Raw genomic sequence first — 13618 nt, forward strand, 5'->3', positions numbered from 1 at the left:
AAGATCTATACCTACAGGTCGATAAGCAACATTCAAAAGCGCCCTTCGGGCGAGCATCCGCGAGAAATGTAACTCCAACGCTGAAGAAGAACTGATTAAATAAATTGGGCTATTTTATTAAGGTTTTGTTAATGTTTTGTTAGGTCGGACAACCTTTAATTGCATAGATAAAACAGGACGCCTCATTTTTAGCAGACGGCCGGCCTGTGGAATTTACCTAACCTGATATTACATGTTCCATAGCACTCATCCACCTTAAGCGCAGTAGCAGTACCTGCACGCCTACCATGAAAAGGTAAAAAACCAAATATAAATCACTCATTGAGAAACAGTATGAAAAAATCCAAATACTTATTATTGCTATTTTTTCTTTTCCCACTCGGACTGCTTGCCCAGCAGACCATTATTATACGCGGAAAAGTAACTGATGCTTCCGACCGGAAAATTCTGCCCGGCGTTGTTGTTACCTCAAACTCGCCGGCAGGTAAAATCTCTGTAAGCACAGATGCCCAGGGAACATATCAGATTACAGTTCCCGCTAACAGCACCGAACTTAGCTACAGTTTCGTGGGAATGACCACCCATACCGAAAAAATAGGGGGCAGAACACTTATAGATGTTGTTCTTTCTGCCAGCCAATCTGAACTTGACGAGGTTGTTGTGATCGGTTATGGATCACAAAAAAAAGAAACGCTTACGGGATCAGTTGGTAATATCACAGCCAGGGATATCCAGACGACTACTGCCGTCAGTCTGGCTCAGAAAATCCAAGGTAAGGTCGCCGGTCTTCAGATCAGACAGAATGGAGGAGAGCCGGGAACATTTGACAATTCAATAAATATCCGTGGTTACGGAGGAAGCCCACTCTATGTTATTGATGGGGTAGCCAGGGAAGGCGCCGGTGAATTCCAGCGGATCAATCCTGACGACATAGAAAGCATCTCCTTCCTTAAAGACGGCTCTGCAGCCATTTATGGCCTCCGCGCTTCCAATGGCGTCGTCCTGGTAACCACAAAAAAAGGTACCAAAGGTGATGCTGCATTCAACTATAATAGCTTTGTCGGCTTTTCAAGTCCAACAGATGTTCCAAGGATGGCAAATGCTGCAGAATGGATCCAGATGCGCAATGATGCGGCTTTTTTAGGCACGGGCTCGCCTTTCATTTCAAGAGAAGAACTTAATAAATATATAACCGGGGCGCCCGGCTATGAAAGTACCGATTGGTATAGTGAGGTAATGAAAAAATCAGCCATACAGCAACAGCACAACGTGTCGGCAGCTGGTGGAGGAGACAAGACACAATACTTTGTAAGTCTGGGTTATCAGCGCGAAGGCGGCCTGCTCAAAACCGGCGACATGGGTTATTACAAATACAACATGAGATCCAACCTCACCACACAATTGACAAAAAACCTAAAGGCTGAAGTGTTTATTGCCGGCAGATATGACAACAGATTTACCCCCGGAGAAAATTTTTTTAACATTTTTAAGGGTACCCGTGTGACCCTACCAACCGAACGTCCTTATGTTAACGGAAATACAGCTTACCCTTCGATTGTTACGCCATCAAACCAAAACCCGGTTGTACTGGCAGACCGGGATATCACCGGATATAGCGAAAACGTTAACAGGAATGTCCAGTCAACCGTGGCATTGAACTACACAGTGCCTGGCATTGAGGGGTTAAAGATCCGCGCAGCGGCATCGTATGATATGAACAGTTATTCCAACAAGGATCTTTCCAAACCCTATAACCTCTATACTTTTGCCAATGGAAACTATGTAAAACAGCCGCAGCGTGTAGGTACAGGGAATATCTCCAACGTTATCGATAACAACAACAATCTCACACTACAGGGCCAGGTAACCTACAGCAGATTATTTGCAAAAAAACACAATGTAGGGGGAACACTGGTTGTAGAACAGCAACAGGGATGGAGCCGGAATACCCTGGCGAGAAGGTATTATGATTTTTATACCACAGATCAGCTCAACTATGCAGGGCTAAGAACTCCGGAGGCTGGAGGTCTTGAAGGCCAAAGTGCCTATCTTGGATACGTAGGAAGGTTCAACTATGATTATGCGGGCAAATACCTGATTGATTTCGTTTTCCGTCAGGACGGGAATTATGCCTACAAGAACAAATGGGGATTTTTCCCCGGAGCGAGCGCGGCATGGAGGGTATCCGAGGAGAATTTCATAAAGAACAACCTGCCTGTGATCAGCAATTTAAAACTTAAAGCCTCTTATGGTACGGCAGGTGCAGCAAACTCAGTAGCCCCTTTTCAGTATGTACCCGGTTTCGGCACCACAGGAGGTGGCAACTATGAATTCCAGAATGACATCCTTACCACCGGCATTGCAGCCCCTCCGATTGTGAACGAGAACCTGAGCTGGACTAAGTCGGAGTTTATCGACTTCGGCCTGGAACTGGGCCTTTGGAAAAACAAACTTATCTTCGAGTTTGATGTATACCAGAGAGATACCAAAGGAATCGCTGCCACCAGAAACGTATCACTGCCCAATACTTTTGGTGCTACAATCCCATTTGAAAACCTCAACAGTGACCGGGTACGTGGTATAGAATTTTCACTTACCCACAACAGCAATATAGGGGAATTCAGATATAACATTTCCGGGAATTTCAATTATTCCAGACAGATGGATCTGTATGTAGAGGGCTCACCCTTTACAAACAGCTACGACCAGTGGCGCAACCAGAGGGCTTACAGATACCGGGACATCAGTTGGGGTTACACGTATGCCGGCCAGTTCCAGAATAAAGAGGAAATTTTACAACATGCGCTCCAAAATGGTGATCAAGCCAATATCCGCGAACTTCCGGGAGATTATAAATTCCAGGATATCAATAACGACGGGATAATCGATGACCGTGATATGCTTCCGCTGTTTGACGGATCAACGCCTAAATTGTTTTACGGCTTAACACTGAATGGATCCTTTAAGGGATTCGACTTTAATGTGCTCCTACAGGGGTCGGGCAGGTATACTGTAAGGTTTAACGAAGTATATGGCGAAATACTGGCCTTTAGGGGCAATACACCGGCGTACTTTTTCGACCGCTGGAGGCTTTCTGATCCTTATGATATCAACAGCGCATGGATTCCGGGAAAATACCCTGCATCAAGATTTAATGGTGATGTGGGAAGAATTTACACCGAAAGCTCGGTATGGAGAAGAGATGCATCATATGTGCGATTGAAAAGTGTGGAATTGGGCTATACCTTCCGTCCATTGTTTTTTGCAAAAGCCGGAATAAAAAAACTCAGGATTTACGCCAGTGCTTTCAACCTGCTCACGATAACAGATCCTTTTGTTAAAGCATTTGATCCGGAAAGAGCAGAAGGATTGTTTAGTGCAGGGTTAAATTACCCCCTATCAAAAACTTACAACTTCGGTGTAAATCTTAATTTTTAAAAGATACGATCATGAAAAATCAAAAAATACTCATACTTATTGCCCTGCTGCCTTTTCTGCTTATATCCTGTAAGAAGGTGCTTGATCTTAAGCCTACAGACAAATTGCAGCCTGAACAGCTGTTCAGCGATCCCGAGGGTGTAAAGGTGTATATGGCCAACTTATACTACCAACTGCCGATTGAAGACTTTACCTTCTTCAGACAGGGCGTAAATTTCAATGGCGGAGACCCAAACAACGGAGGTTTTGCACCGGCTATGGTTACTGATGAGGCCATGCATACCGAATTTGGTGATTTTATCGGAAACGATGACTTTAAATGGTGGGAACAAGGATATAAATTAATCAGGGAAGTAAACCTGATGATCGATGTGATTCCAACGCTGGCTATTAATGAAGCAGAAAAGAAAGCACTGATTGGCGAAAGCGCATTCATAAGGGCGTATGCTTATTTTTCTCTTGCCAAACGTTATGGAGGTGTTCCGTTGATCAAAGGATCGCAGCCTTATGGCTCGCCAGAATCATTGAAAGTGCCGCGCAGTACAGAGAAAGAAACCTGGGATTTTGTTTTACAGGAATGTGATATCGCGATCGAAAACCTGGGTACCGAAAAAGGAAGAAGGGCAAACAAGTTTACGGCTTATGCGCTGAAATCGCGTGCAGCACTGCATGCAGCATCATTGGCGAAATTCGGTAGCAGGGCACCATTGACCGGTGAAGCAGTTACCAAAAAACTTGTTGGTCTTGATGCTGCCACGGCAGCAGGATATTATGACGCATGTATTAAGGCATCCCAGGCAATAATGACCTCAGGTCAGTACAGTCTTTACAGGCCAAATCCCGCGAACCCTGCCGAGGCGGCAGAAAACTACAGACTAATGTTCGAGAATCCCAATTCGGCACCAGAAGAAGCAATATTTGTAAAAGGGTATGCCCTTCCCGGTACCAGCCTTGGCCACAATTACGATATTTGGTACCAACCTGCCCAATTGGCAAACGGATGGCCACACCCGGGAAGAATGAATCCAACATTAGATTTGGTTGATACATATGAGAATTATGATTCGCCAGGAAAAAGTTCACCAGTAGTAACCACATCCGACGGGGTTGTTGGAGATTACAATGGATATAGTGCTACTAAAGACTATATCAGGTATGACAGTCCGAATGCAATTTTTGCAAACAAGGATGCCAGACTATGGGGAACAGCAGTTTTACCGGGCACATTATGGAAAAACAATCAGATCATTATCCAGGCCGGTTATGTTAAACCTAACGGGGAGGCAGTAATCAGGGTAAAAGATCAGATTACTATCGGAAACAATACCTTCTATACTTATGGTGCTGCCAGTGTTACACAATATTCAGGCTTTGATACCTATGGGGGAAACAATACAAGAACAGGTTTTTCATTTAAAAAGTTCCTGAACCAACAGAAACCTGTAGTATCAGGATGGAATCAGAGCACCACCGATTTTATGGAGTTCAGATATGCAGAGGTGCTGCTGAATTATGCGGAAGCGGTAGTTGAAAGTGGTAGTGGCGATGCGGTGCTTGCAGCAAAGGTGCTCAACGATATCCGGAAACGTGCCGCACACACCACCAACGAGCCCCTGACAGTAGAAAATGTACAGCGGGAAAGACGCGTTGAACTGTCTTTTGAAAACAAACGCTTTTGGGACCTGATCAGAAGAAGAGAATTCCATACCGAGTTTAATAACAGAAGTATGCATACCCTCCTACCACTCCAGGACCTTCGCGCGCTTCCTGCAACAAAGTACATTTTTGTGCGGGTTGTAGTTCCCAATACAAACCCGAGAACATTTGAACCTAAAACATACTACAGGTATATCCCTGGGATTGGCACAAATGGTTTAATTCAGAACCCACAGTATTAGAAAATCATGAAAAAGACCTATATCTATTTTTTATCGGGGATGCTTGCGCTTTCCGCTTGTAAACTTGACAACCTGGAGAAACCTGCGGCAGGTTTATCCGGAAGATTTATTGACACACAAACCGATGAACTGGTTCAGCAGGATATTATACGCGGTACCCAGATTGAACTTAAAGAACACGGTTATGACCCGGTATCATCGCAGTTTCTCGTCGTTAAAACCGATGGCACCTATGAAAACAGCATGCTTTTTGCAAATACCTACACCATACAGCCTGTAAGAGGCAACTTTATCAATGTCGAACCACAGGAGTTTAAGATAGGCCCGGGCTCAACCCTTGATTTTAAGGTTGTGCCTTACATCCGCATCAGGGAGGCCAATATTGTAAAGACCGGAAATAAGGTAATTGCAACTTTTAAAATTCAGCAGAATATAATCAGCAAAGTAAAAAAAATCGGTCTGTATGCCCATGTGGATTCCCGCGTTGGTGAGCCCATGAGACAGGCTGCCGCAGAACGGGAACTGAATGCTGTGACGGATGCAAACCAGGTTTATACGCTGGAGATCGATCTTCCGTCGAACAGCTCGGTACTCAAGCCAGGAAACCAGTATTATTTCCGGATCGGCGCACTGATCGATGCAGCTGAAGCTAAATTAAACTATGCTCCTGCTGTACGCATTTCTATATAACATATCTGGATACCGGCCGGTTAAACAGGCCGGTATCCTAAAAACTAAAATTATGAAAACGAAAAAAATAGGTACCCTTCTGGTTATTTGGGCATTGATAGGATTTTCCTGCTCAAAGAATGATACCGTTGCTGATGATGGCGGTGAAGATCCCGCTCCCCCACATCAGGTAAAAGAGATGGTTTATGATGAGACCGGCTGTTTGTATACCTCTTATAATAACCTCGTAATGGCAGGTTATCAGGGATGGTTTGCCGCCGAAGGTGATGATTCAAACCGTGGCTGGTACCACTACCGCAACGATTGCGGCTTCCAGCCGGGATGCGCAGCAGTAGATTTCTGGCCGGATATGACTGAATACAGTAAAAAATATATTAGCCCCTTCACCTTTGCTAATGGGAATGCAGCCTATCTATACAGTCCTTACGACGAAGAAAGTGTAGATCTTCATTTTAAATGGATGAGGGATTATGGAATTGACGGTGTATTTATGCAGCGTTTTGTTGTAGAAATAAAAGATTCCAATCCCGCGGGCAAGAGGCATTTTAACAAGGTACTGGCAAACGCACTTAAGGCAGCCAAAAAGTACAGTAGGGCTATAGGTGTGATGTACGATCTTAGTGGTTGTACCTCACAGGATATGGCAGCACTGGAGAAGGACTGGGCCGAAATTCAGACCGAATTTAAGCTTTTTGATAACCTCGCTAACCCAACTTATATCAGACACAATAAAAAACCGCTTTTAACGATCTGGGGAACAGGATTCAACGACAACCGGAAATATACCATAGCAGATGTTCAGCAAACAGTATCCAGGTTAAAGGGACCCGAAAAAAAAGTATCGATCATGTTGGGTGTACCTTATTACTGGAGAACCCTCAACAACGATACAGAAAATGCTACGCTTCTGCATACCCTGATCAAACAGGCCGATATCATCATGCCCTGGGCAGTGGGAAGATATGGTTCAGAGAATTACAACCAGACGGCAGGAACGGTTCTGGCGGGTGATATCCAATGGTGTGCCAGTAACAACATCACTTATGTTCCCCTGGTGTTCCCGGGCTTTACCTGGGGAAACCTTAAAAAAGACCCCTCAGTCTATAATTCGATACCGCGCGAACAAGGAAATTTCTTTTGGAAACAGGTTGCCGGAGCAAAGATATCGGGGGCGAAATCCTTATATGTAGCCATGTTTGATGAAATCGATGAAGGCACCGCGATATTTAAATCGCTGAGAGAAAATGAAGTTCCCCAAAACGGGGCAGGAAAGTTTACCGGTATCGAAAATAACCTGCAATCGGATTACTATCTGTGGCTTACAGGTCAGGCAGCCAATTGGTTTCACAATACCGGAAGCTATTCTGTGGAAAAACCCAACAGGCAATGATTCAGGTCAATTAGGATCTTAACAATTTAGAAGCATTACAGTAGCCGGTACAGGTTTTGAACCGGCTACTGTAACATCAGCATTCTTACCTGCCAAATATTATGCAGGAATCTTCGACTGCTGCAGTTCCCTGATCTTTCTTGACCTAATGGAGAGGAACAGACCACTGAAAGCTAATATTAAAAGCAAGGGAATGATCAGTGTTGCCTGTAAAATTTCTGGACCCGCCAGATTTTTAGCTTCTGCGAGCTGTCGCCAGCCCTCCGAGCCTTGAGGAGCATTGATGTAAGCCTCAAGATCTGTACCCGAAGGCAGATGGTTCAATATCAGCCTATCATAAAAGCCACCCATAAAAATTGTATAGACAGATACAGCAAACATCCCTGCCCCTCCGATTAAGTTCAGGCCCAGGGCTCCGGAACGGGGGATATTTTCCGCTACAAAACCGATCATTGTAGGCCAGAAATAACAAACCCCGAGGCCAAATACAACTGCCGCCAAAAACAATGAATTCCCGGTGAAGGTACTCAACATGTAAAGACCTGTTGCTGCAATAACAGATGAAATTAAAAGCACTCCCTGTGGGGAAAAACGCTTCACTATGGGGCCTGCAAATGCCCTTCCAATAACCATGATGCCAGTAGTTAGTGTAAGCAGTAAAATCGGGTTTTCTGTAATATTTTTTAGTAGCATCCCTATCCACTGACCTGTAAACAGCTCGGTTATTGCAGTACCGAACATGCAGATAAACATAAAAATAAAAAGTGGGGAAACTACTGCCCGGTACATATCGCGGGTACTAAAACCCGAACTTACCCGCTCGGTTTTAGGAAAATCCAGCTTTAAAAACAGATAACCGTACAGCAATGTTGGCAACACCATTATACCAACCTGAAACTGCCAGTTTAATCCCAAATACTGAAAGGCAGCAACCAGTAAGGTACCGATTACTATACCCCCGGGAAACCAAAGGTGAAAGTGGTTTAGCTTTGTTGTTTTATTTTCTGTGTAAAGGGAAGCGACAAGTGGATTGCATGACGCCTCAACTGTTCCGTTGGCAATGCCGATCAGCAAAGTCGAAAAAAAGAGCGACCAGTATCCCACCGCGAAAACGGTAAGGCCAATTCCAACCAAATGAAAAACAAATGCGGTAACCAACAGTTTTTTCATCCCGATCAGATCAACGATAAAGCCACCGATGATGATTGCAAGAGGAAAGCCCCAAAAAGCTGTTGCGGTAATGCTGCCAAGTTGTGAGGCATTAAATTTAAATTCAGCGGCCAGCTGGCCCATCATTCCGGCCCTGATCCCAAAAGAGAGGGCGGTTACCAGTAGTGCGAGACAACTGGCTGTAAAAAGCTTCTTTTTTTTGATTTCTTGCATAGTTAATATTTCTAAAAAATAGGTCATGTCCATTGCCCTATGGCTTTGGAGACATACCGATCCTGACATTTTTATTTAATAATTTAAACCCTGTCTGCCTATCCCGGTGCGGGTACGACAGCTTTTGCCTTGTTATAATAACCAAAAGAGGTATTATCTTTCAGCCGGTTGGAAGACACCGCTAATGGATATGCGCGCCGATAATGGCAGGGACCCCGGCAATGGGAATGTAAGATATTCATAGTCGATTCGATATTTAGTTAGAAACCAATACGAAAATCGAATATCACAGATAAGAAAACCTTAATTTTTCCTTAATGACAGTTCATGAACAGAACTTTAATAAATTTACCCGCCAGAAAATCTGACTTTTATCCCATGTGCAATCTGCTGGTTGTAAAAGGTTATTAATAGATGTCGTCAATATTAGAGCTGAGCACCTGAGAGAAACTTTTACCAAAATCTTCCCCATAAAGCAGGCGGTATTCTCTAGAGAAATTTTCGAAAGTATTTTTGGATTGTGAATGTTTACCCATATGTACAAGTGCTTTGCATTTGATAACCATTGCCTCTTCGTTAACTGAATCAAAGTAGAAAATATAATTGGCAATTTCAATCAATAGTTCCGGATCACTCGCAATGGTGATGGTACCGGCATAATGCAGATAAGTATCAATGATTTCATTTGAAATTTCCGCCTTAAAACTATCAATCCATTCATAACCAACAGTTGAAAGGAAAGAACCCCTCTTTATAATCTGGGCGAGCCGCATAATTTTGTCCTTATCTAGCTGGGCCTTATTTTTTATAATATCCACATATTGCTGATAATCAATGTAGGTTTCGGCGGTATCAAACTTGATGCGCCAGTACCCTGTTTCCTTTGACACCTTGCAGTTGTCCATCTTTTCCAGGATCACCTTAAGTTTAGCAATATTTACAGATCGGTTATTTTGAGCACTTTCGTTAGATTTATCAAACCACAACAGTTCTTTAAGCCTGTCTGAGCTGATTCCCCTTTCCCATCGGATGGTATAGAGCAGTATAACCAAAAACAACTCTTTAATCAACGGGGTAAACTGTTTGGTGATTTCATTCCCGCCATTATCGAATACCTGTAAGTCGCCAAAAAGAAACACTGCGCTTTGCGGAAGAGATTCTGATTTGTCAGCAGAAATATTTATTTGTGGCAACATCTGCACAGCCTCTGCCGGCCCATCAACGGATACAGGGAGTACAATTGGCTTTCTGACACGGAAAAAGAAAATTAAAAACAAAAGACAAAGCGTAAAACCCGCAGAAAGCCAATACCAAAAATATGGATGGCTGGCAAATAATTTATCGGGAGAATCCAGCGGAAGTGCGTTCAGGGAATAAACATTAACATGCGTAACATCAATGCTATCCCTAAATGTTGTCACAGCAATCATTTTTTTCGATGCAGGACTATAATATAGATCCGCATAAGAATTTATATCATGGAACTGAAAAGGGATTTTGCTGCCCATAAATTTATAGCCCGGTTTTTTAAGGGAACCGGAAATGAGCTGCAAACGCGAGTTGTATTTATGCCTAGGAAATACCAAACCATAAAAAGTCTGATCTTTTTGATTGATTACCAGCGAATTCGCAAAAACAAAATCTTCCCCATTAATGTTAAAATCATAAATCTTTTTGATCGTTTTCCTATGTACATCGAAATAAAGAAGATCATAAATATTTTGTGGACTTAACATCTGCTTCCCGGTAGAACTGCCATAGCCACCAATAATATAGGCTCCATTACCACTTTTACCAAGTGCTGCAAGGTACCTGGGTGTATATACATCTCCTTTAAATTTCTCATCCTTCCATTCTCCGGAAGGGAAATGGTAGCGCTGGATCTGATTTTTAAAAATAAAATGGCCATACCCACCAAAAATATAAAGTGATGAATCGGCCCTGGAATAAAATTTGTTGAACTGCCAGAAATCGGTTATCGGCGTCTCAATGTAGTTTTTTGACCATGTCCTTTTTAGGGTATCAAAAACCGTAACTGTTTTCTGATCTACATAAAAATTGAATAACCGCCCGGTAACCTCATCATACAGGGAGTGGTTCCCTCTGAGCAGGGTTAACCTGTTTTTGTACGCAACAGCTTTTATTTTGGAATCTACTACAGAAAAACTCTTCAACGAATCTTTTTCTACAATATAAACCACTTCCTTTTTGGGATTAAAAGTAACACTGGCAGGCCCTTTGGCGGTAAAGCTTCCTATACGCTGCCATTCATAATGCATTTTTTTTATCCATAACGGTCTTGTGGCCAGGGCATCTTTGCCGTTAACCCTGTCGGTTACCACAGTTCCATCATACTGATCCAATGGCCAGTTTGATACAATTTTACCACCCTGCTCAACCTGGATATTACGTATCTTCATAGGCGGGTTGTCGGATGTTTTAAACTTTTCATCCCGATTGGCTCCAAAAAGAACCCTCATACGGTCACCGGCCTGGATTTTGAAAGGAGTACTCCCTTTGTAGGCCCCGGAGGTTAAAGTGATTTTCTGCCTTTCAAAATCAAAATCGAGCTTTATCCTGTTCCACGAACCGAACAATAAATTGGGTTTTATATTAAATGCGATTTTGGAAAAGTCACTGCCCGACACGAGCTTAAAATGGTCTTTTTCTTCAAAGATATAATCATAAATGAGATCGATATTCTGGGTATCGTTTACTACAATGCGGAAGATGTATCCGAAATAATCATCCCTGCCCGGAAAAAAATTCAGATCAAAAGCAAGACTGAAATCCTTATCAAAAGAGAGGGCCCTGCCAGGACTGAGGTCCAGACTTGTTCTATGGTCCTGTACAACTTCATGACTAAAAAAACCAAGGCCATGTGACTGTGAGAAGCTTTTGTTACAGTAGAGAATAAGGTAAGTAAGAAAAATGGTTAGATAGTATCTGGTTTTCATTTACCAACGTTACGAATATTATATAAATATGTCAATGCTTTTTAGCATTAGAAAAGCAAATTAACGCCACTTCCTTTCCTGTATTTACAAAAGCTACATCAGTACCTACAATCCCTACGCTGTTTTTTATTCAGGCAATCATTGTGATATTGCCAATTTAATCTTCTCACCTAATACCGATACGTTGTCCTGACTAATATTATCATTAACGAGTATCATGATTCCCATTTTTTCTTCAGGATAGACGATGCAAAGTGTGCTAAATCCGATTCCCGTACGGCCACTATGATAAAGTGATCGTTTCCCGTTTTTATAACTGATCATCCAACTTAAGCCAACACCAGTGCTGTCCGATTGGTGAAAAGTACTTTTATGTGATAATTTAATCGCGGGGTCAGTTTCTTTCACAATTGCGATTACATATTTCAGCATATCCGACATCGTTGAATTCATGCTTGGACCTCCGGGATAAAAAAGGTTGGTATTAATCTCATTTGTATGGGCAACCGTAAGATCGTACCATTGTACAGGCCTTGATGCATCTTTATATCCCTGGATAAAACGGCTTAGTTGGTTCAACGGAACTTTAGTTCGGGTATCATAAAGATCAATATGGGTTTTCAGATAATCTGTCACTAATTGTTCATAGGGCTGATGGTAAATGCGTTCAAGTAAAAGGATAAGTATTGTCATGGCGTTACCATTATAATCGTACTTGGTACCAGGTAAAGATTCAATCTGGAAATGATGCATATCCTTCATCAAAGTATCCTGGTTGTACATTGCAAAAAAATCAAGTTGTTTGGGCAGACTGATGTTCTTTATACTATCCATAATTTTCGCCGGAAAATTCCGCGATGACTTTGGCAGGCCAGAGGTATGGTTAGCCAGGTCAATTAACCTTATAGGGTGGCCTTCGTACTGTAAATTAGGATATTTTCCCGGGAGGTATTTACGGATATCGTCTTCCAGATTTGCCTTTTTTTCTATTACAGCTTCTGCAAGCATAATTCCAATGAAGGTTTTAGCAACAGAACCTAAATTAAATAACTGATCCGCCTTGATCAGTTGACCTGCCCCCTTTCTCGATTCACCATAGTTGTAAAATAAATTCTGTCCGTTATTGTAAATTGCGATTGAAAGACCAACGGTTCCCGGATTAGACATATAACCGGCCGCGGCTAACTGTATTGCCGTATCCAATTTATTAGAGAGACGGTTATCGGTGAGCAGTTTTCCGGATTGTGACCAACATGTAAGATGAGATAAGCAAAGTATAATTATGCTGAAAATAACTAATGATTTTAGTTTCATATAGAATTTTATACTATGATGCATAACAAGGTACCTTGTTACACACCCCAGTACAAAATATGCAAAGAAGTTTAATTATTTTTTTATTTAGCTCTCCGAATTCTGAGCCCCAAAAGCCCAAATAACCTATCGTGCGTTGAGCACAAAGCTAAAAAAGGGAGAAAAAATATAGGATGGAAACAGCAAACAGGATAATAAAAACCAGATCGATTCTGGCAATCTGCTTTTGCTTATTCCGAGTCCTTACGACAAGATCAATTACAAAACCAACAAATAAAAAAACCAATATCAAAGTAAGCAATATGGCCATACCCAATCCAACATCAGTTGGATGTTCTTTCATCCTGTTGGCTTTATATGCGATTTCCGAATAAACGTACCATCCCAACAACGGAATTGCAACAACCGCGATACGCAGAACTAAATGCTTGATCAAACTCATATACTTGATTTAAAATAAAACGAAAGGTAAACTGTTTTTTTTAAACACCAGCCATAGCTGATTACCCCTTTAACTCATTTTTTTGATCAAAATGGTGGATATAGAC

Annotated in this window: 8 protein-coding genes; 4 read left to right on the forward strand and 4 right to left on the reverse strand. The window is 42.3% G+C overall.

Going from position 1 to position 13618, the window contains the following annotated elements; genetic code table 11:
* The first annotated feature begins 333 nt into the window (after positions 1 to 333).
* From AC04Q1_RS14565 to AC04Q1_RS14580, 4 genes are read left to right on the forward strand one after another with little or no spacing between them, the layout of a single operon-like run.
* On the forward strand, positions 334 to 3438 hold the full coding sequence (locus AC04Q1_RS14565; RefSeq protein ID WP_478365319.1) for a SusC/RagA family TonB-linked outer membrane protein: 3105 nt from the start codon (positions 334 to 336) through the stop codon (positions 3436 to 3438).
* An 11-nt stretch (positions 3439 to 3449) separates the two neighbouring features.
* A complete protein-coding gene (locus AC04Q1_RS14570) occupies positions 3450 to 5336 on the forward strand; it encodes a RagB/SusD family nutrient uptake outer membrane protein (protein ID WP_478365320.1) in 1887 nt (628 codons plus the stop codon).
* A gap of 6 nt (positions 5337 to 5342) precedes the next feature.
* The gene (locus AC04Q1_RS14575) at positions 5343 to 6026 is read left to right on the forward strand and encodes a DUF3823 domain-containing protein (RefSeq protein WP_478365321.1); all 684 of its coding nucleotides are present in this window, start codon (positions 5343 to 5345) and stop codon (positions 6024 to 6026) included.
* Between the two features lie 52 nt (positions 6027 to 6078).
* Positions 6079 to 7416, forward strand: a complete 1338-nt coding sequence (locus AC04Q1_RS14580; protein WP_478365322.1) for a glycoside hydrolase family 99 protein — start codon at positions 6079 to 6081, stop codon at positions 7414 to 7416.
* A 99-nt stretch (positions 7417 to 7515) separates the two neighbouring features.
* On the opposite strand, the gene AC04Q1_RS14585 is transcribed toward AC04Q1_RS14580, so the two are convergent.
* The 4 genes from AC04Q1_RS14585 to AC04Q1_RS14600 form a co-directional block, all read right to left on the reverse strand.
* A complete protein-coding gene (locus AC04Q1_RS14585; RefSeq protein WP_478365323.1) occupies positions 7516 to 8799 on the reverse strand; it encodes an MFS transporter in 1284 nt (427 codons plus the stop codon).
* A gap of 407 nt (positions 8800 to 9206) precedes the next feature.
* On the reverse strand, positions 9207 to 11756 hold the full coding sequence (locus AC04Q1_RS14590; protein ID WP_478365324.1) for a galactose oxidase: 2550 nt from the start codon (positions 11754 to 11756) through the stop codon (positions 9207 to 9209).
* Between the two features lie 138 nt (positions 11757 to 11894).
* A complete protein-coding gene (locus tag AC04Q1_RS14595; RefSeq protein ID WP_478365325.1) occupies positions 11895 to 12959 on the reverse strand; it encodes a serine hydrolase domain-containing protein in 1065 nt (354 codons plus the stop codon).
* Between the two features lie 259 nt (positions 12960 to 13218).
* Positions 13219 to 13512, reverse strand: a complete 294-nt coding sequence (locus AC04Q1_RS14600) for a hypothetical protein (RefSeq protein ID WP_478365326.1) — start codon at positions 13510 to 13512, stop codon at positions 13219 to 13221.
* Between the last annotated feature and the right edge of the window lie 106 nt (positions 13513 to 13618).

This window comes from Pedobacter humicola (assembly GCF_056490705.1).

Bases quoted from the DNA above. Each gene is read 5' to 3' on its own strand.
- AC04Q1_RS14565 (WP_478365319.1), top strand. From the start codon at position 334: ATGAAAAAATCCAAATACTTATTATTGCTATTTTTTCTTTTCCCACTC.
- AC04Q1_RS14570 (WP_478365320.1), top strand. From the start codon at position 3,450: ATGAAAAATCAAAAAATACTCATACTTATTGCCCTGCTGCCTTTTCTG.
- AC04Q1_RS14575 (WP_478365321.1), top strand. From the start codon at position 5,343: ATGAAAAAGACCTATATCTATTTTTTATCGGGGATGCTTGCGCTTTCC.
- AC04Q1_RS14580 (WP_478365322.1), top strand. From the start codon at position 6,079: ATGAAAACGAAAAAAATAGGTACCCTTCTGGTTATTTGGGCATTGATA.
- AC04Q1_RS14585 (WP_478365323.1), bottom strand. From the start codon at position 8,799: ATGCAAGAAATCAAAAAAAAGAAGCTTTTTACAGCCAGTTGTCTCGCA.
- AC04Q1_RS14590 (WP_478365324.1), bottom strand. From the start codon at position 11,756: ATGAAAACCAGATACTATCTAACCATTTTTCTTACTTACCTTATTCTC.
- AC04Q1_RS14600 (WP_478365326.1), bottom strand. From the start codon at position 13,512: ATGAGTTTGATCAAGCATTTAGTTCTGCGTATCGCGGTTGTTGCAATT.